The sequence below is a fragment of the Streptomyces sp. Mut1 genome (assembly GCF_030719295.1).
Classification (GTDB): domain Bacteria; phylum Actinomycetota; class Actinomycetes; order Streptomycetales; family Streptomycetaceae; genus Streptomyces; species Streptomyces castrisilvae.
This window is the reverse complement of the sequence record NZ_CP120997.1, coordinates 1,619,546-1,643,309: the sequence shown is the minus strand read 5'-3', so window position 1 is coordinate 1,643,309 and position 23,764 is coordinate 1,619,546. Positions and strand designations below refer to the sequence as shown.

21 protein-coding genes are annotated in these 23,764 nt (G+C 73.1%); 13 read left to right on the top strand and 8 right to left on the bottom strand.

Annotation, left to right across the window (positions count from 1 at the left end):
• Positions 1-280 precede the first annotated feature (280 nt).
• Both P8A18_RS06945 and P8A18_RS06940 read left to right on the top strand, forming a co-directional pair.
• Positions 281-3,184 carry an SCO1167/SCO6262 family helicase gene (locus P8A18_RS06945; protein ID WP_306052718.1) on the top strand — a complete coding sequence of 968 codons (2,904 nt, stop codon included), beginning with the start codon at positions 281-283 and terminating at the stop codon, positions 3,182-3,184.
• Complete coding sequence (locus tag P8A18_RS06940; protein WP_306052716.1) at positions 3,181-4,515, top strand: SWIM zinc finger family protein; 1,335 nt, start codon at positions 3,181-3,183, stop codon at positions 4,513-4,515. The genes P8A18_RS06945 and P8A18_RS06940 overlap by 4 nt, the downstream gene beginning before the upstream one ends.
• A 26-nt stretch (positions 4,516-4,541) precedes the next feature.
• Here the strand turns inward: P8A18_RS06940 and P8A18_RS06935 are convergent, their stop codons facing one another.
• Entirely contained in the window at positions 4,542-5,132 is a 591-nt protein-coding gene (locus P8A18_RS06935; RefSeq protein ID WP_306052714.1) for a TetR/AcrR family transcriptional regulator, read from the bottom strand.
• 86 nt (positions 5,133-5,218) lie between these two features.
• Here P8A18_RS06935 and P8A18_RS06930 point away from each other — a divergent pair, with 86 nt between their 5' ends.
• A complete protein-coding gene (locus P8A18_RS06930) occupies positions 5,219-5,764 on the top strand; it encodes an HXXEE domain-containing protein (protein ID WP_306052712.1) in 546 nt (181 codons plus the stop codon).
• 124 nt (positions 5,765-5,888) lie between these two features.
• Here P8A18_RS06930 and P8A18_RS06925 read toward each other — a convergent pair whose 3' ends face one another.
• The gene (locus P8A18_RS06925; RefSeq protein ID WP_306052710.1) at positions 5,889-6,434 is read right to left on the bottom strand and encodes a DUF3574 domain-containing protein; all 546 of its coding nucleotides are present in this window, start codon (positions 6,432-6,434) and stop codon (positions 5,889-5,891) included.
• Between the two features lie 227 nt (positions 6,435-6,661).
• Positions 6,662-7,876: a pyridoxal phosphate-dependent aminotransferase gene (locus P8A18_RS06920; RefSeq protein WP_306052708.1), complete on the bottom strand. Its 1,215-nt coding sequence runs from the start codon at positions 7,874-7,876 to the stop codon at positions 6,662-6,664.
• Between the two features lie 84 nt (positions 7,877-7,960).
• Here P8A18_RS06920 and P8A18_RS06915 point away from each other — a divergent pair, with 84 nt between their 5' ends.
• Both P8A18_RS06915 and P8A18_RS06910 read left to right on the top strand, forming a co-directional pair.
• A complete protein-coding gene (locus P8A18_RS06915) occupies positions 7,961-8,638 on the top strand; it encodes a winged helix-turn-helix transcriptional regulator (protein WP_306052706.1) in 678 nt (225 codons plus the stop codon).
• A gap of 110 nt (positions 8,639-8,748) precedes the next feature.
• Positions 8,749-9,261, top strand: a complete 513-nt coding sequence (locus tag P8A18_RS06910) for a cupin domain-containing protein (protein WP_306052704.1) — start codon at positions 8,749-8,751, stop codon at positions 9,259-9,261.
• A 64-nt stretch (positions 9,262-9,325) separates the two neighbouring features.
• On the opposite strand, the gene P8A18_RS06905 is transcribed toward P8A18_RS06910, so the two are convergent.
• A complete protein-coding gene (locus P8A18_RS06905; protein WP_306052702.1) occupies positions 9,326-9,691 on the bottom strand; it encodes a nuclear transport factor 2 family protein in 366 nt (121 codons plus the stop codon).
• A gap of 99 nt (positions 9,692-9,790) precedes the next feature.
• Between P8A18_RS06905 and P8A18_RS06900 the strand changes: the two genes are divergently transcribed.
• Both P8A18_RS06900 and P8A18_RS06895 read left to right on the top strand, forming a co-directional pair.
• Positions 9,791-10,429, top strand: coding sequence for a nucleoside/nucleotide kinase family protein (locus P8A18_RS06900; protein ID WP_306052700.1), 639 nt, complete (start codon positions 9,791-9,793; stop codon positions 10,427-10,429).
• 36 nt (positions 10,430-10,465) lie between these two features.
• On the top strand, positions 10,466-11,719 hold the full coding sequence (locus tag P8A18_RS06895; protein WP_306052698.1) for an MFS transporter: 1,254 nt from the start codon (positions 10,466-10,468) through the stop codon (positions 11,717-11,719).
• Between the two features lie 81 nt (positions 11,720-11,800).
• On the opposite strand, the gene P8A18_RS06890 is transcribed toward P8A18_RS06895, so the two are convergent.
• Both P8A18_RS06890 and P8A18_RS06885 read right to left on the bottom strand, forming a co-directional pair.
• Positions 11,801-12,715 (bottom strand): carbohydrate kinase family protein, encoded by a 915-nt coding sequence (locus P8A18_RS06890; RefSeq protein WP_306052696.1) that lies wholly within the window; start codon positions 12,713-12,715, stop codon positions 11,801-11,803.
• Positions 12,712-13,653 carry a pseudouridine-5'-phosphate glycosidase gene (locus P8A18_RS06885; RefSeq protein ID WP_306052694.1) on the bottom strand — a complete coding sequence of 314 codons (942 nt, stop codon included), beginning with the start codon at positions 13,651-13,653 and terminating at the stop codon, positions 12,712-12,714. Before P8A18_RS06885 ends, P8A18_RS06890 begins: the two co-directional genes overlap by 4 nt.
• 126 nt (positions 13,654-13,779) lie before the next feature.
• Between P8A18_RS06885 and P8A18_RS06880 the strand changes: the two genes are divergently transcribed.
• Positions 13,780-14,628, top strand: coding sequence for a class I SAM-dependent methyltransferase (locus tag P8A18_RS06880; RefSeq protein WP_306052692.1), 849 nt, complete (start codon positions 13,780-13,782; stop codon positions 14,626-14,628).
• Positions 14,629-14,704: 76 nt separating this feature from the next.
• Here P8A18_RS06880 and P8A18_RS06875 read toward each other — a convergent pair whose 3' ends face one another.
• Complete coding sequence (locus P8A18_RS06875; RefSeq protein ID WP_306052690.1) at positions 14,705-15,649, bottom strand: glycerophosphodiester phosphodiesterase; 945 nt, start codon at positions 15,647-15,649, stop codon at positions 14,705-14,707.
• Positions 15,650-15,864: 215 nt separating this feature from the next.
• Between P8A18_RS06875 and P8A18_RS06870 the strand changes: the two genes are divergently transcribed.
• The 5 genes from P8A18_RS06870 (at position 15,865) to P8A18_RS06850 (ending at position 23,079) form a co-directional block, all read left to right on the top strand.
• Positions 15,865-16,749 carry an MHYT domain-containing protein gene (locus P8A18_RS06870; RefSeq protein ID WP_306052688.1) on the top strand — a complete coding sequence of 295 codons (885 nt, stop codon included), beginning with the start codon at positions 15,865-15,867 and terminating at the stop codon, positions 16,747-16,749.
• A 73-nt stretch (positions 16,750-16,822) separates the two neighbouring features.
• Positions 16,823-18,970, top strand: coding sequence for an excinuclease ABC subunit UvrB (gene uvrB, locus P8A18_RS06865; protein WP_306052686.1), 2,148 nt, complete (start codon positions 16,823-16,825; stop codon positions 18,968-18,970).
• Positions 18,971-19,098: 128 nt separating this feature from the next.
• Positions 19,099-19,677, top strand: coding sequence for a TerD family protein (locus tag P8A18_RS06860; protein ID WP_026250367.1), 579 nt, complete (start codon positions 19,099-19,101; stop codon positions 19,675-19,677).
• 159 nt (positions 19,678-19,836) lie between these two features.
• Positions 19,837-21,825, top strand: a complete 1,989-nt coding sequence (locus tag P8A18_RS06855; protein ID WP_306052683.1) for a TerD family protein — start codon at positions 19,837-19,839, stop codon at positions 21,823-21,825.
• A gap of 273 nt (positions 21,826-22,098) precedes the next feature.
• Positions 22,099-23,079 carry a TerC family protein gene (locus P8A18_RS06850; RefSeq protein WP_306052681.1) on the top strand — a complete coding sequence of 327 codons (981 nt, stop codon included), beginning with the start codon at positions 22,099-22,101 and terminating at the stop codon, positions 23,077-23,079.
• Between the two features lie 12 nt (positions 23,080-23,091).
• Here the strand turns inward: P8A18_RS06850 and P8A18_RS06845 are convergent, their stop codons facing one another.
• On the bottom strand, positions 23,092-23,748 hold the full coding sequence (locus P8A18_RS06845) for an MBL fold metallo-hydrolase (RefSeq protein WP_306052679.1): 657 nt from the start codon (positions 23,746-23,748) through the stop codon (positions 23,092-23,094).
• Positions 23,749-23,764 lie beyond the last annotated feature (16 nt).

Here is a 23,764-nt window from a genome sequence, read left to right as displayed (position 1 = left end):
CGTCCGGGACACCGGACCGGCCCGGCGACCGCGCGGCGCGGAGGGCGCGAGGAGGTTCCCGGGCAGGCGTACCGGCCCCGCGGCCCGCGACCGCGCGGCGCCTTCCCCGGCCGTCGCCCGACCCCGTACGAGCTGCGGGAACGGCGGCGGCCGGTCCGTTGTCGTACCCCCCGCCTAGACTCGCGAGTCAGAGGATTCGATTCCGGGGAATCCCGTGCTGACCTGGCACGGAGCGCGAGGACGCGGCACCCGGGCCGCCAGGACGGGAGGGGAGGGACGGGTGACCACCGCAGCACCGCCGCAGGACGCGGACGAGAACCGCCTGCTGCGCTGCGCCGCCGTCTTCCTGCCCGGTACGCCGCCCCGCCAGGGGCGCATCGCGTTCTGGGACCCGGGTCACACCCCGCTGCCCATCGCGACGGACGGCGGCGCCCGGAGCGAGGAGATCACGGTGGTGCGGCCGTACGGCGAGGAGGGCGAGGTCCGCCGGCACACCGTGCCCGCCTTCCTGCTCCCCGTCGCCGAGGCCCTGCCCCTGCTGGCCCGCGCCCGGCACCTGCGCTCCGCCCACCCCGCGACCCGGTGCTGGGGGGCCGCCGCCCTGCACGCGCTGCACCTGGTGGCGGGCGGCCGGATGCTCCCCGGGCTGACGGCCGACGACTACGACGCCTGGCGGGCCGGCCCCCGTGACGCCGGGGACGTCGCCCATCTGCGGGCGGTGGCCGCCGCCCTGCCGTGGGAGGGGCACGCCGTCCCGCTGCCCGACCGGACCCCGCTCCACCTCCCCGACCCCGAGGCGCTCATCGGCTCCTTCCTCGACGCGGTCGCCGACACACTGCCCCGGACCCCCGCCGCCGCGTTCGCCATGGGCGCGCCCTTCGCCGCGCCCGAGCCCCAGCACCTGCCCGGCGCGCGGGAGTGGGCCGTGGAGGTCGCCTCGGGTCTGGACGCCGGGGTGCGGGTGTCGCTGCGCCTGGACCTCTCCGCGTACGAGCTCTTCGACACGACCGGCCCCGCCGGCGAGGAGCGCGACCCCGAGGCCACCGCGCCCGAAACCGCCTCCCCCTCCGCCGCCCGGCACGCCGCGGCCGCCGTGACCCAGGTCCACAGCCTCGCCGACCCCACCCACGTGGTCGACGTCGCCGCACTGTGGGCGGGCGAGGCGGGCGAGCCCTTCGGCCCCCGGGCCCGGGTCGACACCGCGCTGGCCCTGCGCCGCGCCGCCCGTGTCTGGGCCCCGCTCGAACGGCTGCTGGACCAGCCGGTGCCCGACGTGCTGGCCCTCGGCGAGGACGAGCTGTACGAGCTGCTGGGCGACGCCGGGGCCAGGCTGTCGGCCGCCGGGGTGAGCGTGCACTGGCCCCGGGAGCTGGCCCGGTCCCTCACCGCGGCGGCCGTGGTCAGGCCCGCGCCCGGGACCGCCACCGACGGCACCTCGTTCTTCGACGCCGAACAGCTCTTCGCCTTCAACTGGCAGCTCTCCCTGGGCGACGAGCAGCTCACCGAGGCCGAGATGGACGTGCTCGCCGAGGCACACCGGCCCGTGGTGCGGCTGCGCGACCAGTGGGTCGTGGTCGATCCCGCGCTCGTCCGCAAGGCGCGCAAGCGGGAGCTGGGCCTGCTCGACCCCGTGGACGCCCTGGCCGTCGCCCTGACCGGCAGCGCGGAGGTGGACGGCGAGCAGGTCGAGGCGGTGCCGCTCGGCGCGCTGGCGCAGCTGCGTACGCGCATCCTCACCGACGACGCCACCCTCGCCCCGCCACCAGGACTCCACGCGACGCTCCGCGACTACCAGCTGCGCGGGCTCGCCTGGCTGGACCGGATGACCTCGCTCGGCCTCGGCGGCTGCCTCGCCGACGACATGGGCCTCGGCAAGACGATCACTCTGATCGCCCTCCACCTGCACCGCGCCCACCCCGCGCCCACCCTGGTGATCTGCCCCGCCTCCCTCCTGGGCAACTGGCACCGCGAGATCAACCGCTTCGCACCCGGGGTGCCCGTGCGCCGGTTCCACGGCACCGGCCGCACCCTCGCCGGAGCCGGCGGCGGCTTCGTCCTCACCACCTACGGCACGATGCGTTCCAGCGCGGCCGAGCTGGCCGCCCACGGCTGGGGGCTGGTCGTCGCCGACGAGGCACAGCACGTGAAGAACCCCCACTCCTCCACCGCGAAGGCCCTGCGCACCATTCCGTCCCCCGCACGGGTCGCCCTGACCGGCACGCCCGTGGAGAACAACCTCTCCGAGCTCTGGGCGCTGCTCGACTGGACGACGCCCGGACTGCTCGGCCCCCTCAAGGCGTTCCGGGCCCGCCACGCCCGGATCGTGGAGAACACCGGCACGGCGGCGGGCCTCGGCAACGACGAGGCGGTGGAGCGGCTGTCCCGGCTGGTGCGGCCCTTCCTGCTGCGCCGCAAGAAGTCCGACCCCGGCATCGCGCCCGAGCTGCCGCCCAAGACGGAGACCGACCACCCCGTCTTCCTCACCCGCGAGCAGGTCACGCTCTACGAGGCCACCGTGCGCGAGACCATGGCGTACATCGAGGCGTCGGAGGGCATCGCCAGACGCGGCCTGATCATGAAGCTGCTCGCCTCCCTCAAGCAGATCTGCAACCACCCCGCGCAGTATCTGAAGGAGGACGCGGCCCGCCTCACCGGCCGCTCCGGCAAGCTCGCCCTGCTCGACGAACTCCTCGACACGATCCTCACCGAGGACGGCTCGGTCCTCGTCTTCACCCAGTACGTGACGATGGCCCGGCTGCTCTCGGCGCACCTGGCCGCGCGCGCGATCCCCTCCCAGCTGCTGCACGGCGGCACCCCGGTGCCCGAGCGGGAGCGGATGGTGGACCGTTTCCAGTCCGGCGAGGTGCCGGTCTTCCTGCTCTCCCTGAAGGCGGCGGGCACCGGCCTCAATCTGACCCGGGCCGCGCATGTCATCCACTACGACCGCTGGTGGAATCCGGCGGTCGAGGAACAGGCCACGGACCGCGCCTACCGCATCGGCCAGACCCAGCCCGTCCAGGTGCACCGGCTGATCGCCGAGGGCACGGTGGAGGACCGCATCGGCGAGATGCTCCTCGCCAAGCGTGCCCTGGCCGACGCCGTCCTCGGCACCGGCGAGAGCGCGCTGACCGAGCTCAGCGACCGCGACCTGGCCGACCTCGTCTCCCTCCGGAGGCCGTCATGAGCCCCGCACCCGGCGCCGCCCGCCCCGCCTCCGGGCCGCTCGCCGCCCGGCGCGACGCACGGCCCGCCGCCCGCTCCCGCCCCGGCCCCGACGATCTGCGGCGCACCTTCGAGGCCGTGCCCGCGCGCACCTCCGGCGAGGACGGGCCGTTCGCGGAGAGCTGGTGGGGCCGCGCCTGGGTGGCCGCCCTGGAGTCCCTGTCGATGGACGCGCCGAGGCTCGCCCGGGGCCGGGCGTACGCGGACGGCGGGCACGTCGCCGCGATTACCGTCACCCCGGGGCACGTCGTCGCCTATGTGCACGGCAGCCGCCCCCGCCCCTACCGCGCCGAGCTGCGGCTGCGCACCTTCGCCGACGCCGACTGGGACACCCTGCTCGACGCGGTCGCCGCCCGCCCCGGCCACCTCGCCGCGCTGCTCGCCAAGGAGATGCCGCACTCCCTGGCCGAGACCGCCACCACCGCCGGGATCACCCTGCTGCCCGCCCCCGGCGACCTCGATCCCGCCTGCACCTGCCCCGACCGGGGCCGGCCCTGCAAGCACGTGGCGGCCCTCTGCTACCAGATGGCCCTCCTCCTGGACACCGACCCGTTCGTCCTGCTCCTGCTGCGCGGCCGGGGCGAGCGGGCCCTCCTGGAGGAGCTGGGCCGGCGCAACGCCGCGCACTCCGCCCGGGAGCGGCCCGCCGCCCCCGACACCCCGTCCGTACCGGCGAAGGAGGCACTCGCCGGCCGCTTCCTGCCGCCGCTGCCCGCGCCCTTCCCGGTGGAGCCGCACCCCGGCCGCCCGCCCGCCTGTCCGGCGCTCCCCGGCGCCCGGGACCCGCTCGCCCTCGACCAGCTCGCCACCGACGCGGCGGCCCGCGCCCACGCGCTGCTCACCACCGGCCGCGACCCGCTCGCCGGACTCACCGCCTGGCAGGACGCCGTCCGGCTGGCAGCGGCAGGCCCCACCGCCGGGCTCACCGCCACCACCCGCGCCCTCTACCGGGAGCTGGCCTCCGCCACCGGCCGCAACACCACGGACCTGGCTCGCGCCGTGGCCGCCTGGCGCCAGGGCGAGGCCGAGGGACTGGCGGTCCTGGAAACGCCGTGGGACCCCCCGGCGGGCCCCTTCGACCGCGCCCGCCCGGCCCTCGCCGCCGCCGGCTTCCCCCGCTTCCAGCCCTGGCGCAACCACCTCACCCACCCGGGCCACGCCTTCCAGCTCCGCTTCGGCCGCGACGGCCGCTGGTACGGCTACGAGTCCGACCCCGGCGAGGACGACTGGTGGCCCCGCGCCGCCCCGGGCCGCGACCCGGTGACCACGCTCCTGGAGCTGACCGGCGGCTGAAGGGCTCCCGCACCACGTCCGGCGGTTCAGGCCGTGCGCCGGGCGGGCAGCACCGCGTCGACGACGGCGGCCGCGAAGCCGGGCGGAACCGGCTCGTTCCGGAGCAGCGCCCGCACCCAGACGGCTCCGGCGATCAGGTCGAGCAGCAGCATCGGGTCGGTGTCCGGGGGCAGTTCACCGCGTGCGAAGGCCCGGGTGAACACGGGCTGCTCACGGGAGAACCGGTCGGCGAAGAAGTCCCTGGCCAGGGAGGCGAGACCGTCGTCCGGCAGACCGGGACCCGAGGCGACGGCCCGCACGATCGCCCGACTGCGTACGCCCGTGACCAGGTCGATCACCTGGTCCGCCAGGGCGATCAGGTCCCCGCGCAGGGAGCCGGTGTCGGGGATCTCGATGTCCAGGACCCGGGCCCGGAGCAGGGCGGCGTGCAGCAGCGCCGCCTTGGACGGCCACCAGCGGTAGATCGTCGTCTTGTTGACCCCGGCCGCCAGGGCGACGGCCTCGATGGTGAGCCCGTCGTATCCGCGCTCGGCGAGCAGACGCAGCGTGGCGTCGAAGATCGCCCCGGCGGCGCGGGGGCCCTTGCCGGGGCGGGGCTGCGGGGACGGGACTGACATGGCGGCTCCAGAGAAATGCAACGCAACGTTGCGTTGCATTATATGCTGCGGCCGACTGGCGGCGCACGACACGCAGAGGGGTGCTCATGAGGAGCGACAGGACCTCCGGGGTTTCCGGAGCGGTGACCTGGGGACTGCTGGCAGCCTGGGCCGCCAACGACCTGGAGGAGATCGTCACCATGGCGGGCTGGCTCCGCACCGCCCGGCCGAAGCTCAAGGAGCGGTTGCCGTGGGTGCCCGGCCGGGTGTGGGAGCGCACGGACCTCTCGCAGCGCGAGGTGAACGCGGCCATCGGCCTCATGGGCGGGATCGTTGCCGCTGCCGCCGCCGACGGGGCGCGCACCGGCGGGCGCAGCCCCTTCTTCCGTACCGTCCTGGCCGGATTCGGGCTCCACGGGGTGGCGCACATCGCGCAGTCGGCCGCGTACGGCGGCTACACCCCGGGCGTCGCCACCTCGCCGACCGTCGTCATCCCGTACTCGCTCTGGGCGCTGCGCCGGCTGCGGGCGGCGGGGATCGGGGCGGGCGGGGGGCGCGCGGCGGCCACCGGGCTGATGTTCCTGCCGGTGGCCGTGGCGGGGGTGCACGCGGCGGCCCGCGTCCTGGCCGGGCCGCGTACGGCGGACGCGTGAGCCGAACACCCGGGGCGGCGACGGCCTGCCGAACCGTCAGACGTACCGCGCCGCTCGCCGGTGGACGTACCGCGTCGCTCGCCGTCGTGCGTACCGCGCGCGGCTCCCGGCGGGTCGCGCGGTGTCAGAAGTCGGCGTTCAGCCGCTCCTCCAGCCGTGCCACCGAGTCCTGGGCGTACGCCTTCTCGTAGGCGTCGCGGATGCGCTCGATCTGCGGGCCGCGGACCCGGGCCTCGGACGCCGGGTAGAGCAGGGTCAGCTCGTAGCTCCGCTCCCGCTCGATCACCCCGTTGGAGTCGCGCCACTGTCCGCGGCCGTTCTGGATGGTCAGCCCGTTGGGGAAGCGCGGGGTGACCTCGGAGTCGATGAAGTCCAGGAACTGTCGGTCAGTCACATCGGGCCCGCCGTCCGGGCGTTCGGTGCCGAACAGCAGCCGCGTCTCGATGTAGTCCTTGCCCCGCACGGCGCTCGCGACCGCGGGCCGCGGCTCCGGCGTGGCGGCCGAGCCGAGCGTGGCGTAGGCGACGGGGGCGCCCGCCGCCAGGACGGCGATGCCCGTCGTGGCGGCGACGAGCGCGGCACGCCGTCGCGGGCGGCGACGGTCGTCCGGGCAGTCGCGGGGGGCGGTGGCCCGGGTCTCGTTGCCGGTCGGGCGGGGGAGGAGAGGCATGACGGAGCCCTTCGTTCCGGATGCGGGGGAGTGCGCTGACGCGCGCCGGGCTCACTGTCGCAAGCGCCCCCCGGCCGACGGGGGCGGACGGGAGGCGTCACCGGGAAACCACCCGAACGGGCGGGAGCGCACAGGGGCACACCCGGGCTCGCTCCCGTCACACGGAGTGGCTCGCTCCCGTCATGCGGAGAGGGGCGTCCCCGTCACACGCCCGGAGGCCCGCCCCGTCACCGCTGCCGGTACCCGGCAAGGAACCGGCCGATGCGGCTGATCGCCGCGTCCAGGTCGTCGACGTAGGGCAGGGTCAGGATGCGGAAGTGGTCGGGGCGCGGCCAGTTGAAGCCGGTGCCCTGGACCACCTGGATCTTCTCGCGCAGCAGCAGGTCCAGGACGAACTTCTCGTCGTCCACGATCGGGTGCACCTTCGGGTCGATGCGCGGGAAGGCGTACAGCGCGCCCTTGGGCTTCACGCAGGAGACGCCGGGAATCTCGTTCAGCTTCTGCCAGGCGCGGTTGCGCTGCTCGTACAGTCTGCCCCCGGGCACCACCAGCTCCCGGATCGACTGCCGGCCGCCGAGCGCGGCCTGAATCGCGTACTGGGCGGGGGCGTTGGGGCACAGCCGCATGGAGGCGAGCATGGTCAGCCCCTCCAGATAGCTGCGGGCGTGCTGCTTCGGTCCCGAGACCACCATCCAGCCCGAGCGGAACCCGGCCACCCGGTACGTCTTCGAGAGCCCGCTGAAGGTGAGGCAGACCAGGTCGGGGGCGAGCACCGCCACGCTGTGGTGCTCGGCGTCGTCGTACAGGATCTGGTCGTAGATCTCGTCCGCGAACACCATCAGGCCGTGCCTGCGGGCCAGGTCGAGGATGTCCTCCAGGACCTCGCGCGGATAGACGGCGCCGGTCGGGTTGTTGGGGTTGATGATCACGACGGCCCGGGTGCGGTCGGTGATCTTCGACGCCATGTCGGCGACATCGGGGTTCCAGTCCGAGGCCTCGTCGCACGTGTAGTGCACGGCCTTCCCGCCGGCCAGTGTCGTCACCGCGGTCCACAGCGGATAGTCGGGGGACGGGATCAGGACCTCGTCGCCGTCCTCCAGCAGCCCCTGCACGGCCATCGAGATCAGCTCGGAGACGCCGTTGCCGAGGAAGACGTCGTCCACGCCGATCTCCGTCAGGCCCATCGCCTGGTAGCGCTGGGCCACGGCGCGGCGGGCGGACAGGATGCCCCGTGAGTCGGTGTAGCCGTGGGCCTGCGGGAGCATCCGGATCATGTCCTGGACGATCTCCTCCGGCGCCTCGAAGCCGAACAGCGCCGGGTTGCCCGTGTTGAGCCGGAGCACGCTGTGGCCCGCCTCCTCCAGGGCGTTGGCGTGCTCGATGACCGGGCCCCGGATCTCGTAACAGACCTCGTTGAGCTTGCTGGACTGGCGGAATTCCATGCGGTGCCTCCCGACCCGATTGCGATACTTGGTTTTACCAAGCTCGGGCTTGGAAAGTCCAACAACATGTCTAGACTGCGTCGCATGCCACGTCAGCAACAGCCCGCAACCCGCCCGGTCCGCCGCCGGAGTTACGACCAGTTCTGCGCCAGTGCCCGCGCGCTGGACGCGGTCGGCGACCGGTGGACCCTGCTGATCGTCCGTGAACTGCTGGCCGGTCCCCGCCGCTACACCGATCTGCACGCCGACCTGCCCGGCGTCAGCACGGACGTCCTGGCCTCCCGGCTCAAGGACATGGAGCAGGGCGGCCTCGTCACCCGCCGCAAGCTGCCGCCGCCGGCCGCCGCCTCGGTGTACGAACTCACCGCGCGCGGCCACGGACTGCTGCCGGTCCTCGCCGCCCTCGCCGAGTGGGGCGCCCCGGCACTGGCCGAGCGCCGGCCGACGGACGCGGTCCGGGCACACTGGTTCGCGCTCCCGCTGCTGCGCGCGCTGGAGGGACCGGGCGGCCCGATCGCCACGGGCGTGCTCGACGTCCACCTGGACGAGGGCGAGTTCCATGTGCGTACGGGAGTGACGGCCGCCGGGGGCCCGGTGTACGGGGACGGGCCCGCCGCCCGCGCCGACGCGCGCATCGCCCTCGACGCGGAGCTGTGCCTCGCGCTGGGGCGCGGCGAGCCGACGTTCGCCGAGGCGGTCAAGGACGGCCGGATCGAGGTGTCGGGCGACGGCGCGCTGGCCGCGGAGCTGCGCGGCGAGTGACCGGCGGGAGCACGGGGCGGAGCGGGCCGATGGCGGTGACGGGGTTCCTGCGGCCTGCATCCGGGTAGCGTCGGGGCATTTGGGATGTCCGTGACACCTGTGGAGAGGGGATGCCCGTGAGGATCGGCAGATACCAGGAGCAGCAGGGGCTACCGGGACGACAGGGGCGGCTGGGAAAGTCGCTCGTCATCGCGGGATGCGTGGCCGCGCTCGCCTTCGTACCGACGGCGGCCGGCGCCACCCCCGGCAGCGGGGTGAGCGCCACCGTCGTGGCCGAGGGCACCTCGGCGGGCAAGCTGAAGGTGAAGACGCCCAAGGGGCGCACCGATGTCACCTTCCGCAGGATCACCATCGAACCGGGCGGCTCCACCGGCTGGCACACCCACCGCGGTCAGCTGATCGCCGTCGTCAAGGCCGGGACGCTCACCCGCACGCTGGACGACTGCTCGGTCGAGGTGTCACCGGCGGGGACCTCGTTCATCGAGCCGTCCGGCAAGAAGCACCGCCACATCGGGCGCAATCTGGGCAGCGAGCCCGTCGTGCTCTGGGTGACCTATCTGCTGCCCGAGGGCAGCGAACTCTCCGACGACGCCGACGCGGTGGACTGCGGACCGGGCAAGTGACGCGCGGCGGCACCCGCCCGCGTGCCACCGCGTCGCCGGCCACCGCGCCGCCGGGCGCCGGATGTCAGCGGGCGAGTGTCTCCCCGTACGCGCCGAGACCGGCGCTCACCAGGCCGTCGCGGAAGGTCAGCACCTCGTAGACCCGGCCGCCGATCTGGTTGCGGTAGTCGATGACCAGCGTGTCGACGCCCGCCCGGACGTCCATCACCTCGAACTCCAGGTCGGGGATGAGTTCGAGGCCGCGCGCCCAGTACGCCCGCAGCGCGTCCTTGCCGCGTACGGTTCCCGAGGCGTCCCCGGTGAACCGGGCGATCATCGGGGAGCTGAACGTCACGTCCTCGTGATAGTGCGTCAGGACGCGTTCCAGGTCGTGGGAGTTCCAGTCGTCCTGCCACTCGGCGGCGAACTTACGGGCGAATGCGAGATCCATGAGTACGACCGTAATCGGCCGAGCGGGCCGTGACCGCGGGTTTTCGCACCGAGTGCCTCCCCCGGTCCCGGGCCGCCGGCCGGGGGACATGATGGACGCGTGCGATTCGAAGCGATCACCTGGGAACGGCTCACGGACGCGCTGGCCGAGCACGCCGACGCGCGGGAGCCGGCCGACGGCTCGGCCTGGCTCAAAGTCGCCGTGGACGGCGCACCGGCCGCCCGCCCCGGCGGCCTGGCGGAGTCGGTCGCCGACGCCCTGCGACTCCGGGGCCGCGCCGTACTGCCCGTATCCACCGCCGGTTTCCTGCGGCCGGCCAGCCTGCGGTACGAGTACGGCAAACGGGACCCGGACTCGTACTACGGCAGCTGGTTCGACACCGGGGCCCTGTGGCGTGAGGTGTTCGGGCCTCTGGAACCGGGCGGCAGCGGACGCGTGCTGCCCGACCTGTGGGACCCGGCGACGGACCGGGCCACCCGCAGCCCGTACGCGCACCTGCCGGACGGCGGGGTGCTGATCCTGCACGGGCCGATGCTGCTCGGGCACTGGTTCCCGTTCGACCTGACCGTCCATCTGCGCCTGTCCCCCGGCGCACTGCGGCGCCGTACGGCGCAGGACGAGCACTGGACCCTCCCCGCCTTCGAGCGGTACGAGGACGAGGCGGCGCCCAGCGAGAACGCGGACGCGGTGGTGCGCGCCGACGACCCGCACCACCCCGCCTGGACCGGGCTGCGGTGAGCCACGAAAACGCCCGGTGATCAGTAAGAGGTGACGATGTTCTCCGTACTGCGGACTCCCAAGGTCGGCCGCGTGTGGTCCGGTCAGCTCGTCAGCATGCTCGGCGACGGGGTCTACACCGTCACCGTCTCCCTGTACCTGCTGCCCCGGGCCGACGCCGCGCAGGCGCTGGGCAGTCTGCTGGCCGCCACCGCGCTCGGCAGCATCGCCACGCTCGTCGTCGGCGGAGCCGTCGCCGACCGGGTCCGCAGGTCCCTGGTGATCTGTGCCGCCGACCTGCTGCGGATCCTCGGGGTCGTCGCCCTGCTGCTCGCGGGCCAGGACGCGCACATCGGGGTGCTGGTCGTCCTCGGGGTGGTGTTCGGCTGCGGCGCCGGTATCCACCGGCCCGCGTACACGGCGCTCATCGCCCAGCTCGCCGGACGGGAGAAGCGCCGGGAGACCTCGGCCCTGCGTTCGGCCACCAGCCGATTCACCGGGATCGTCGGTCCCGTCGTCGGCGGGGCCGTCGCGGCCGCCTCGTCACCTCGCTGGGGCCTCCTGATCAACATCCTCACCTTCGTGTTCAGCCTCGCCACGCTCGCGAGGCTGGACGAACCGCACGTCCGCGGGGACGAGGACAAGAAGGAGGAGAAGGCCGGAATACTGCGCGAGGCCCAGGACGGCCTGCGGTATGTCCGGCGCCGGAAGTGGATGCTCGGCGTCATGCTCCAGGGCACGGCGCAGGCGGCCCTGGTCATCGCCCCGATGGCGGTGATCCTGCCGCTCGTGATGGGCGGACGCGGGCCCGCCGCCCTCGGCCTCGTCACGAGCGCCACCGCGTGCGGTGCGCTCGCGGCGTCCCTCACCGCCTCCCGGATCCGCGCCAGGCAGCCCGGCGCGGTCGCCATGCTCGCCCTGATGTGCGAACTGCCCCAGATCGTCGCCGTGGCGGTGGACGCGCCGACCGTGCTGGTGGTCGCCTTCAGCGCCCTCACCGGAGCGGGGGCCTCGGTGTTCGCCGTCCTGTGGGGAGCGGCGTTGCAGGAGCGGACCCCGGACGCCATGCTCGGCCGGGTCTACGCCCTGGACGCGCTGCTCACCCAGGCCCTCATGCCGCTGTGCATGGCCGCGGCCGGGCTCCTGCTGGCCGTGCTCTCCACGTCCGCCATCGCGGTCGTCGCCGCCTGCGCCCTGCCGGTGACCGTGGTCGCCGTCCTGCGCATACCCGGGGTCATGACCCTGGGCGGCACCACCGAGGACCGGGGGACCGGCGAGGCGGTGTCCGCGAAACCGGCCGGCCTGGCGTGAACCGGCCGCCGCGCTCCGCAGGAGGTACGGGCCACGCCGCGAGAGGGGCCGGACGTTCACGGGACGGCAGCCACGGTGCTTTCACGGCACGTCCCGCTCGCCCGGCAACGGCGGCCGCCCGCCCACCGTCCCGACGGCCTCGGCACCCGCCCGGCACCCCGCCGCCGCGGCCTCCGTGTCGCCCGCCCCCGCCAGCCGCGCCGCGAGGAAGCCGCCGGTGAACGCGTCGCCCGCCCCGGTGGAGTCCACGGCCACCCGCACCGGACCGGCCGGAACGCGCCCGGTCACCACGCCCCCGGCGGCGAGCAGCGCCCCGTCCCCGCCGAGTGTGACGACGACCTGGCGGGCGGGCATGCTCAGCTTGGCCGCCGCGTCAGCGGCCTCGGGCAGTCCGGTCAGGAGCAGCGCCTCGTCCGCGTTGGGCAGCAGGAGGTCCGCCTCCTCGGTCAGGGCCAGGAACCGGTCGACGCCGAGACCGGTGAGGAAGCCGGCCGAAGCGGGGTCGACGCTGACCGGGATGTTCCGCCGCCGGGCCTCCCGCAGCGCGAGCAGGGCCGTCTCCCGGCTCGTCGCGGCGAACAGCAGGTAGCCGGAGAGGTGGAGGTGGGCGACCCCGTCGAGCAGCGAGGGCGACCAGTCGTCGGGGGACAGCCGCAGCACCGCACCGCTGTCGGTGAGGAACGTGCGCTCGGCGGCGGAGTCGACCAGGGCCACGACGGTCGCGGTCGGCGCCTCCTCGTCCACCGCCAGCAGCCCGCGCACCCCCGCCCGGCGCAGCAGCTCCCGGTGCCAGCCGGCCGAGTCGGCGCCGACCCGGGCCAGCAGCCGTACGTCACGGCAGCCGGCCCGCACCGCCCAGCACGCCACGTTGGCCCCCGCGCCGCCCGCCCGCGTCCGGATCGCGGCCATCGTGTCCGTGCCGTGGACCAGCGCCGAACCGTGCCGGGCCACCACATCGGTGACCACGTCCCCGACGACGAGCAGGGCGCCGGTCACCGGGCCGTCCAGGCGGTGGCGATGCGGGCGGCGAGCGTCACATTGCCGCGGACGGCCGCGAGGTTGGCCTCCAGGGACGCGCCCTTCGTGTGCCGCGTCAGATGGTCGAGCAGGAACGGCGTGACGGCCTGCCCCACGACCCCCCGCTCCCGGCACGCCGCCAGCGCCTCGGCGAGCACCCGGTCGTGCAGGGCGGGGTCCAGCTGCCGCGCACGCGGTACGGGGTTGGCCACGATCAGCGCCGCGTCCGGGCCGCCGAGCGCGTCCTGGGCCCGCATCACCTCGGCGACCTCCTCCGGCGATTCCACCGTCCAGTCGACCGGCTCGCCCGAACTGCTCAGGTAGAAGCCGGGGAACCGGTCGGTGCCGTAGCCCAGCACCCCGACCCCCAGCGTCTCCAGGCGTTGCAGCGTGGCCGGCACGTCCAGGATCGACTTCACGCCCGCGCAGACCACGGTCATTCCGGTCCGCGCCAGCAGCCGCAGGTCCGCCGACTCGTCCTGGGTCTCCGTCCAGCCCCGGTGCACCCCGCCGAGCCCGCCGGTCGCGAAGATCCGCAGCCCCGTCCGGGCGGCGAGGAAGGCGGTCGCGGACACCGTCGTCGCCCCGCTCGCGCCCGCCGCCAGGGCCGGGGCGAGGTCGCGGTGGCCCAGCTTGCGCATCGCCGGGTCCTCGGCCACCCGCTCCAGCTCGGCCTTGTCCAGGCCGACCCTGGCCCGGCCGTCCAGCACGGCGATGGTGGCGGGGACGGCCCCGGCCGACCGCACGAGCCCCTCCAGCTCCTCGGCGACCCGCAGATTACGGGGGCGGGGCAGACCGTGGGCGATGATCGTCGATTCCAGGGCGACGACGGGCCGGTGTGCGGCGAGGGCGTCCCGCACCTCGGCGGAGAGCGCGGGGGCGTACGGGCCGGCGTCGGAGCGCGCAGTTAGTGACATGTCCACATCCCTGTCGCGGGCGGGCGGGGCTCAAACGTGCGGTGACGGCGTGCGCCCGCGCGCGGACGGGGCGATGGCGCGAAAAGTCCCACCACCCCGTGCACCCAAGCGCGTTAGGGTCAGCGCATGCGGCACGCGACGACTCCCGCCCTCGCCACCGTGCGTCACTTCTACGACGGCCTGGCCGCCGGCTACGACCTCATGTACGCCGACTGGCAGGCGAGCATCGACCGCCAGGCGACCGCGCTCTCCACCCTGATCGACGCGGCCCTCGGGAGCGGCGAGGGCGTCGCCCACGACGTGCTGGACTGCGCCTGCGGCATCGGAACCCAGGCGCTGGGCCTCGCCGCGCGCGGACACCGGGTCACGGGCAGCGACCTGAGCCCCGTGGCCGCGGGCCGCGCCGCGAGGGAGGCGGCCGCGCGCGGGCTGGGCCTGCGCACCCTGGCCGCCGACATGACGCGGCTGCCGTTCGGTGACGGCTTGTTCGACGTCGTCGTGTGCGCGGACAACTCGCTGCCGCACCTGCTCACACCGGAGGCGGTGGAGGCCGCGCTCGGCGAGATGCGCAGGGTGCTGCGGCCCGGCGGCGTGCTGCTGCTGTCCACCCGGCCGTACGACCGGCTGCGCCGCGAACGGCCCGCGTCCACACCGCCGCAGGTCAGGCAGGACACCGGCGGCCGGGTCGTCACCTTCCAGCTCTGGCACTGGAGGCCGGACGGCGAGCGCTACGACCTGGAGCACTTCCAGCTGCTGCCCGGCGGTGCGGGGGAGGCCGGGGACGCCGCGTACGAGGTGCGTACGCGCCGCACCTCGTACTGGGCGCTGTCGCAGGCACAGCTCACCGCGTTCGCACGGCGGGCCGGGTTGACGGAGCCCGCCTGGCACGAGCCGGAGGAGTCGGGCTTCTTCCAGCCGGTACTGGTGGCACGCGGGCCCGGGGCGGACGGCGAAGGGCCGCCCCGGCCCACGTGACGACCCCGTTGCTGTTCATGGGAACCACCGTACGACCGGCCACTGACAACGGACGGCGGCGGCCGGTCCCGGGAGGTCAGGAACCCGGGCGGGTCGCCGCGCGCACCACGTCGGGGGTGTTGCTGATGATGCCGTCCACGCCCATGCCGTTCACCTGGAGCGCGTGCGTCGCGTCATTGACCGTCCACGTGTTCACCTGGAGCTTCTTGTCGTGCGGCCCCTTCAGCGCGTGCACCGCCGCCACGTAGTCGCCCGACAGGGTGGTGTAGGACGGGTTGATCTGGTCGGTGAACGCGGCGTACGAGGGCAGCTCCGCGACGGCCGGGGTGCCGAGGAAGCCCGTGATCACGTCCGGGCGCAGTGCGTGCACCGTGCGCACGCTGTCGGCCCCGAAGCTCTGGATCACGAGGCGGTCCCTGACGTGGCTGCGGTCCAGCCAGCCCTCCTGGTTCAGCACCTGGAGGGTGGCCCGCTCGATCCCCGGGTAGATCTCGGGGCTCTTGATCTCCAGCAGGAGGTTCTGCCGGTTGCGGGTGATCCGCTTCAGGTACTGGTGGAGGGTGGGCACCCGGGTACCGGTGTACTTCGCACCGAACCAGCTGCCCGCGTCCAGCCGGGAGATCTCGGCGGCCGTGAAGTCCTTGACCGCCCAGGGCGCCCGGTCCGGGAACACCTCCTCGGCGTTCGTCGTCCGCTTGAGGTCCGTGTCGTGGATGACGACCAGCACCCCGTCCTTGGTGAGCTGGACGTCGTTCTCCACCCAGTCGAAGCCGAGCGCGTCGGCCCTGTCCACGGCGGCGAGGGTGTTCTCGGGGGCGTACGCGGAGGCCCCTCGGTGCGCGAAGACGCGCGGGCCCCGGGCCGTGGCGTCGGTGGCATGACGGACCGGGGCGAGCTGGGGCGCGGGCCGCCGGGCCGCGGGGGTGTCCGTGACCGGCGTGCCGGTGCCCGGCATCAGCAACGTGCCGGCGCCCATCAGGGCGGCAGCGGCGACGGAGGCGGTAGCGGTGCCTGCGTACACGTGGACTCCTAGCGTCAGAGTTGCGGACGGCCCGAGCGTCCCAGGCGCCCCCGAACGGGGAACAGGCGAAGGATGGCCACCGTGTGAACGCCCCGGGGTACCGCCTCATGCGCCGGTGGCCCCGCCGATAAAATGCAGTTCCTCTGTTTGTTTGCCGGGCCTTGCGCCTTAGGGTCGTCCGGACCCGGGCTTGCTGCTGCGAAGGGCGTACAAGGATGCAGGGCACAATCGACGGCTTCAGCTATGGGGCGGTGACCCCGGCGGCGGCGTTCCTCATGGCGTGCCTCGGCGCGGCACTGGGCCTGCGCTGCACCACGCGGTCGCTGCGTACCGAGCGTTCCTTCAAGGCCGGGTGGCTGGCTCTCGGGGCGACCTCCATAGGTTCGGGCATCTGGACCATGCACTTCATCGCGATGGTGGGCTTCTCCGTCGACGAGGTGCCGGTCGGATACGACAGAACGATCACCTTCGCCAGCCTTGCCGTCGCGATCGTCATGGTCGGCGTCGGGATCTTCCTGGTCGGGTACCGGGGCGCCACCCGTATGGCCCTGGTGACGGGAGGCACGGTCACCGGGCTCGGTGTGGCCTCCATGCATTATCTCGGCATGGCCGGAATGCGGCTTGATGGGCAGTTCGAGTACGACACGGTGACCGTGGCCCTCTCCGTCGTGATCGCCGTGGTGGCCTCGACCGCCGCGCTGTGGACCGCGGTCTCCATCCACGGCTTCCTGCCCAGCCTCGGCGCGAGCGTCGTGATGGCCGTCGCGGTGAGCGGCATGCACTACACGGGCATGGCCGCCCTCCGGGTCCACCTGCACACGTCCGCCACCGGCACGGGGCACGCCCCGGGGGACAGCGCCACGTCGCTGCTGGTGCCCATGCTGCTCGGACCCGCCTGCTTCCTGCTGCTGGCCGGGGTCGTGGTCATGTTCGACCCGCTGGTCGTCATGGGCACGCCGGACTGGGACGGCCCCGCCACCACGCACCGCCCGGCCCGCGGAATCCCGGCCCAGCGCCAGGTCCCGCGCTTCGGTACGCACGCCGACCCGGCGTCCTTCCACTCCCGTCCGCGCGACGCCGTACAGCCCGGGGACTGGTGAGGGGACTCGTGAACGGGGCCCTGCGCGACCGCTGACCGACCCCGTTGTCAGTGGGGGGTCGTACGGTGGATTCATGCGGCCAGTCTCGAAGATCGAACGTACGGTGGCGCCTTTCGAGGTCATCAGTCCCTACCAGCCCAGCGGCGACCAGCCCACGGCCATCGCCGAGCTGGAGAAGCGCGTCCGGGCGGGTGAGAAGGACGTCGTGCTCCTCGGCGCGACCGGCACCGGCAAGTCCGCCACCACCGCCTGGATGATCGAGAAGCTGCAGCGCCCCACCCTGGTCATGGCGCCGAACAAGACCCTCGCCGCCCAGCTCGCCAACGAATTCCGCGAGCTCCTGCCCAACAACGCCGTCGAGTACTTCGTCTCGTACTACGACTACTACCAGCCCGAGGCGTACGTCCCGCAGTCGGACACCTACATCGAGAAGGACTCCTCGATCAACGAGGAGGTCGAGCGGCTGCGCCACTCCGCGACCAACTCGCTGCTCACCCGGCGCGACGTCGTCGTGGTCGCCTCCGTCTCCTGCATCTACGGCCTGGGTACGCCGCAGGAGTACGTCGACCGGATGGTCCAGCTCAAGGTGGGCCAGGAGATCGACCGCGAGCAGCTGCTGCGCCGCTTCGTGGAGATCCAGTACACGAGGAACGACCTGGCCTTCACCCGCGGCACCTTCCGGGTGCGCGGCGACACCATCGAGATCTTCCCGGTCTACGAGGAGCTCGCCGTCCGCATCGAGATGTTCGGCGACGAGATCGAGGCCCTGTCCACCCTGCATCCGCTCACCGGCGAGGTCATCAGCGAGGACCAGTCCCTCCACGTCTTCCCCGCCAGCCACTACGTGGCGGGGCCCGAGCGCATGGAGAAGGCCGTCACCGGCATCGAGCAGGAGCTGGAGCAGCGCCTGGCCGAGCTGGAGAAGCAGGGCAAGATGCTGGAGGCCCAGCGGCTGCGCATGCGCACGACGTACGACATCGAGATGCTCCGCCAGATCGGCACCTGCTCCGGCGTCGAGAACTACTCGATGCACTTCGACGACCGTTCCCCCGGCACCGCCCCCAACACCCTCCTTGACTACTTCCCGGAGGACTTCCTCCTGGTCCTGGACGAGTCCCACGTCACCGTGCCGCAGATCGGCGCCATGTACGAGGGCGACGCCTCCCGCAAGCGGACCCTGGTCGACCACGGCTTCCGGCTGCCGTCCGCCCTGGACAACCGCCCGCTGAAGTGGGAGGAGTTCCTCGAACGGATCAACCAGACGGTCTACCTCTCCGCGACCCCCGGAAACTACGAGCTGTCCCGGGGCGACGGCTTCGTGGAGCAGATCATCCGCCCCACCGGCCTCATCGACCCGGAGGTCGTCGTCAAGCCCACCGAGGGCCAGATCGACGACCTGGTGCACGAGATCCGCGAGCGCGCCGAGAAGGACGAGAGGGTCCTGGTCACCACCCTCACCAAGAAGATGGCCGAGGACCTGACCGACTACTTCCTGGAGCTCGGCATCCAGGTCCGCTACCTCCACAGCGACGTCGACACGCTGCGCCGCATCGAGCTGCTGCGGGAGCTGCGCTCCGGCGAGTACGACGTCCTGGTCGGCATCAACCTCCTGCGTGAGGGCCTCGACCTGCCCGAGGTGTCCCTCGTGGCCATCCTCGACGCCGACAAGCAGGGCTTCCTGCGCTCCGGCACCTCCCTGATCCAGACCATCGGCCGCGCGGCGCGCAACGTCTCGGGCCAGGTCCATATGTACGCGGACAAGGTCACCCCGGCGATGGCGCAGGCCATCGACGAGACCAACCGCCGCCGCGAGAAGCAGATCGCCTACAACACCGAGCGCGGAATCGACCCGCAGCCGCTGCGCAAGAAGATCAACGACATCGTCGCCACGATCGCGCGCGAGGAGGTCGACACCGAGCAGCTGCTCGGCACCGGCTACCGCCAGGCCAAGGAGGGCAAGGCGCCCGTGCCCACGCTCGGGAAGCACGCCGTCCCGGGCGACGGGAAGGCGGCGAAGGGCGGGAAGGGGAAGGCCGGCCGGGACGCGGCGGCGGTCACCGACCGCCCGGCGACCGAGCTCGCCGGGATCATCGAGGAGATGACCGACCGGATGCGCGCCGCCGCGGCCGACCTCCAGTTCGAGGTCGCCGCCCGACTGCGCGACGAGGTGGGGGAGTTGAAGAAGGAGCTGCGCCAGATGCGTGAGGCCGGTCTGGCCTGACGTGCCGGCCGGTGTGTTGCAGGACCGACACAAAACACCCCGGGCCCTCGGCGCGGGTGACACCACTGCGTAGGGTGCGGGGAAACCGCACAAGGACGGTTGCGGGGACAGCGGAGAGGGGACAGCGCGTGACGGTCAATATGACCAAGGGTCAGGCCATCAGCCTGCAGAAGAGCGACGGGGGGACCCTGACCGCGGTACGGATGGGGCTCGGCTGGCAGGCGGCACCGCGCCGCGGTCTGTTCGGTTCGCGCACCCGGGAGATCGACCTGGACGCCTCGGCGGTCCTGTTCGCCGACAAGCAGCCGGTCGACGTCGTCTTCTTCCGGCACCTCACCAGCGACGACGGATCGGTCAAGCACACCGGGGACAACCTGGTGGGCGGCGCCGGCTCCGGCGGCGACGACGAGGCGATCCTCGTGGACCTCCAGCGGGTCCCGGTCCACATCGACCAGATCGTCTTCACGGTGAACTCCTTCACCGGCCAGACGTTCCAGGAGGTGCAGAACGCGTTCTGCCGCATCGTGGACGAGACCAACGGCCAGGAGCTCGCCCGCTACACGCTGGACGGCGGCGGGCAGTACACGGCGCAGATCATGGCGAAGGTGCACCGCTCGGGGAACGCCTGGAAGATGACCGCCATCGGCAACCCGGCCAACGGCCGCACGTTCCAGGACCTCATGCCGGCGATCCTGCCGCACCTGTAGACGGCACCGGACCGACAGGTCCGCTCGCGGTACGCGCAGCTCCCGGAGGCATCGGCCGCCGGGAGCTGCACCGCATCACAGCACCCCGCGTGCCACCGGGCGCGCGCATCCGGCACAGACCCGCACCACGCAGCAGAAACTCGTCGAGGGGACAGGGCAATGACGGCCGAGCTGGTCCGGGGGCAGAACCACACCTTGCCCCAGACCCGTCTGGAGATCCGGATATCGGCCGGGGCGCCCGTCGTGGCCGGTGCCACGCTCGGCGACGAGCACGGCAGGGTGCACGGCGTGGAGTGGGTCGCCCACCCGGGATCGCCGCAGCTGCACGGCCTCGAAGTCTCCCGGCAGGCCGCCGCCGACCACCGGCTCGCCGTCGACCTCGACGCCCTGCCCGGCGGGGTCCACCGGGTCACGGTGCTGCTGGCCCTGCCGCTGGGCGTGGGCGGCCCGACCCGGTTCGGGGCCGTCGCCGCGCCCTTCGTCGCGGTCACCGGCCTCGAAGGCGACGAGATCGCCACGTTCACCCTGACCGGGCTCGACAGCGAGTCCGCGGTCGCCGCGCTGGAGCTGTACCGGCGCCAGGGCGGCTGGAAGGTCCGGGCGGTCGGCCAGGGCTACGCGGGCGGTCTCGCCGCGATGCTCACCGACCAGGGTGTGGACCGGGCCGCCGAACTGGCCGGATCGATCCAGGAGGCGGTCGCCCGAGGACTGGCCCGCTCCGTGGCCCCGCCCCCGCCCCGCACCCCGGAGGGCGACCGCGTCAGACACACCCCGGCCCAGGCCCCCGCGCCGGCCCCCGCCCCGGGCAACGGGCAGCCCACCGCCCCGGGTAACGGGCAGCCCTCCGTCCCGCCGCCGGGCGCGCCCTCGCCGGCCCCGCAGCCCGAGCCCCTGGCCCAGCCGGCGGCCCCGGCGCCCCAGGGCGGGCCCGTCGACTACGCGCACCCGCGCCGCCAGTCCACCGCGCCCCCGCCGCCCCCTCCGGCCGCGCCGCCCGCCGAGCCGGGGCGGCCCGCCCAGCCCGTCGCCGGGGACGCGACCGGCTGGTCCATGGACGAGCGCCTCTACAACCAGGTGTGGGGCATGTTCGAGGACATGGCCCGGACCGTCGCCGCGTACCGCAGCGCCGTCGACTTCGCCGAGTCCCGGATGGACCAGGAGCTGGAGCGGACCCTGTCCGACCCGCGCAGCCGCATCGGCGGTGCGGGGGACCGGGCCCGCGAGGCGGCCCGCGCCAAGCGCGACGAGCTGACCGGCCGGGCCCGCGAGTCGCTGGACCGCGACCTGGCCCAGCTCGCCGCCGAGTCCGCCGTCGTGGAGCCCGCGCTCCCCGCCGCCTACGCGGGCTGGGACAACCCCGTCTGGCACGGCTACCGCGTGCCGATGGAGATACCCATGGCCCTGCGGATCGGGGACCTCCGCCTGCCGGAGAGCACCGGGCTGCGCATCCCGCTGCTCGTCCGGCTGCCGCTGGAGCGGGGCATGTGGATCGACAGCGGGCGTACGGCGTCCGGGGCCGATGCGCAGGCCGACCCGGAGCACCTGCGCCGGCTCGCGATGGAGAGCGCGGTGCTGCACGCCGCCCGGCTGCTGGCCGTCTACCCGCCGAACGAGTTCTCGGTCCATGTGATCGACCCGGCCGGTTCGGCCGCCGGGGCGCTCGCCCCGCTGGTCCGCTCCGGGGTTCTCCCGGCTCCGCCCGCTTCCGGGGCCCAGGGGGTCTCCTCGGTCCTCGCCCACCTGACCCGGCGCGTCGACCTGGTGCAGATGGCGATCCGGGCCGGTGCCGCCGACTCGCTGCCGCCGGATCTGGACCCGGCCGAGCAGCTGCTGATCGTCAACGACTTCCCGCACGGTTTCGACGACCGCGCGGTCACCCAGCTGCGCTACCTCGCCGACGAGGGGCCCTCCGTCGGCGTCCACCTCATGATGGTCGCCGACCGGGAGGAGGCCTCCGGGTACGGGCCGGTCCTCGACCCCCTGTGGCGTTCGCTGCTGCGCGTCACCCCGGTCGCCGACGACCATCTGGCCGACCCCTGGGTCGGTCACGCGTGGACGTACGAACCGCTGCGGACGCCGCCGGGCAGCGCGGTTCTGGACCAGGTGCTGGCCCGGGTGGCGAACGCCCGCCGCACCGGACACCGCTGAGCCCACACCTCGGGATGCGTGCCCGCGCGCCCTTCGCACCTCACCCACCTGGGCTTTTGGAGATTCTTTAGCCTTCTCTTTACCTTTTCTTGGGGTTTCCTGTACCGTTCATCGGGCGGAGGGGAGTACTCCCATACGCGGCGTTCCCGTCAGTACGGACCGTGACCGGTCCCGGGGCGCCGGCCCGGACGCGCGTCCCGTGCGCCCGGGTGGAAGAGACCTCCGGCAGCGACGACGCTGATCAGTAGCACGTAGCGAACTGCCGGAGGCGCAGTGGACGTTTCATGGACCCTCTGGGCGCTGACCATCATCGGTCTCTGCGCCCTCATCGCCGTCGACTTCTTCATCGGGCGCAAGCCCCATGACGTGTCGACCAAGGAAGCCGGGATCTGGACGATCGTCTGGGTCGCGCTGGCCGTCCTCTTCGGCCTCGGCCTGCTCGTCTTCGGCGAGAGCCAGGCATCGGGCGAGTTCTTCGCGGGCTTCATCACCGAGAAGTCGCTGAGCGTCGACAACCTCTTCGTCTTCGTGCTGATCATGGCGAAGTTCTCGGTGCCCTCCCACCTCCAGCAGCGGGTGCTGCTCGTCGGCGTGCTGATCGCGCTGGTGCTGCGGGCGGGCTTCATCGCCGCCGGTGCCGCGGTCATCGCCAACTTCTCGTGGGTCTTCTACATCTTCGGCGCGTTCCTGATCTACACCGCCTGGAAGCTCATCCAGGAGGCGCGGGGTGACGAGGAGGAAGAGGAGTTCGAGGAGAACCGTCTCCTCAAGAACATCGAGCGCCGCTTCGGCGTCGCCGACCGGTACCACGGCACCAAGCTGTTCATCCGCAACAACGGCAAGCGGGTCCTGACCCCGTTGATGGTCGTCATGCTCGCCATCGGCACCACCGACGTGCTGTTCGCGCTGGACTCCATCCCCGCGATCTTCGGCCTGACCCAGGACCCGTACATCGTCTTCACCGCCAACGCCTTCGCCCTGATGGGGCTGCGCCAGCTGTACTTCCTGATCGGCGGACTGCTCAAGAAGCTGGTCCACCTCAGCTACGGGCTGTCGGTGATCCTCGGCTTCATCGGCGTCAAGCTCGTGCTGCACGCCCTGCACGAGTCCGGGGTGCACGTCCCCGAGATCTCCATCCCGGTCTCGCTCGGCGTCATCTGCGGGGTGCTGGTGATCACCACGGTCACCAGTCTGATCGCCAACAGGAAACAGGCCGAGGCCGAGGAGCGGGCCGAGAAGAGCCACGCTTCCTAGGGGGGCGTTGGTTCACCAGCCCCGGGCGCGCCACTCGGGCAGGTGGGGCCGCTCGTCGCCCAGCGTGGTGTCGCGCCCGTGGCCCGGGTAGACCCAGGTCTCGTCCGGCAGCGGGGCGAAGAGCTTGGTCTCCACGTCGTGCAGCAGGCTCGCGAACGCCTCGGGGTCCTTGTGCGTGTTACCGACTCCGCCGGGGAAGAGGCAGTCCCCGGTGAACAGGTGCGGCGCCCCGTGCGGGTCGTCGTACAGGAGGGCGATCGAGCCCGGGGTGTGGCCGGTCAGGTGGCGGGCGGTGAGCGCCACCTGACCGACCCGGATCGTGTCGCCGTCCTCGACGAGCACCTCCGTCGGCACCTCGATGCCCTCGGCGTCGAACCGCCCGGCACAGGTGCGTGCCCCGGTCGCCGCGACCACCTCGGCCAGTGCCTGCCAGTGGTCGCGGTGCCGGTGGGTGGTGACGACCGCGATGATCGAGTCGTCACCGATGAGTCGCAGCAGAGTCCCGGCGTCGTTGGCCGCGTCGATCAGGAGCTGCTCGCCGGTGGTCCGGCAGCGCAGCAGATAGGCGTTGTTGTCCATCGGGCCGACGGCGACCTTGGAGATCATCAGATCCGTCAGTTCGTGCACATCCGCAGGCCCGCCGACCCTGACCGCTCCGCTGTACGTCATGTCTCTCAGCCTATAG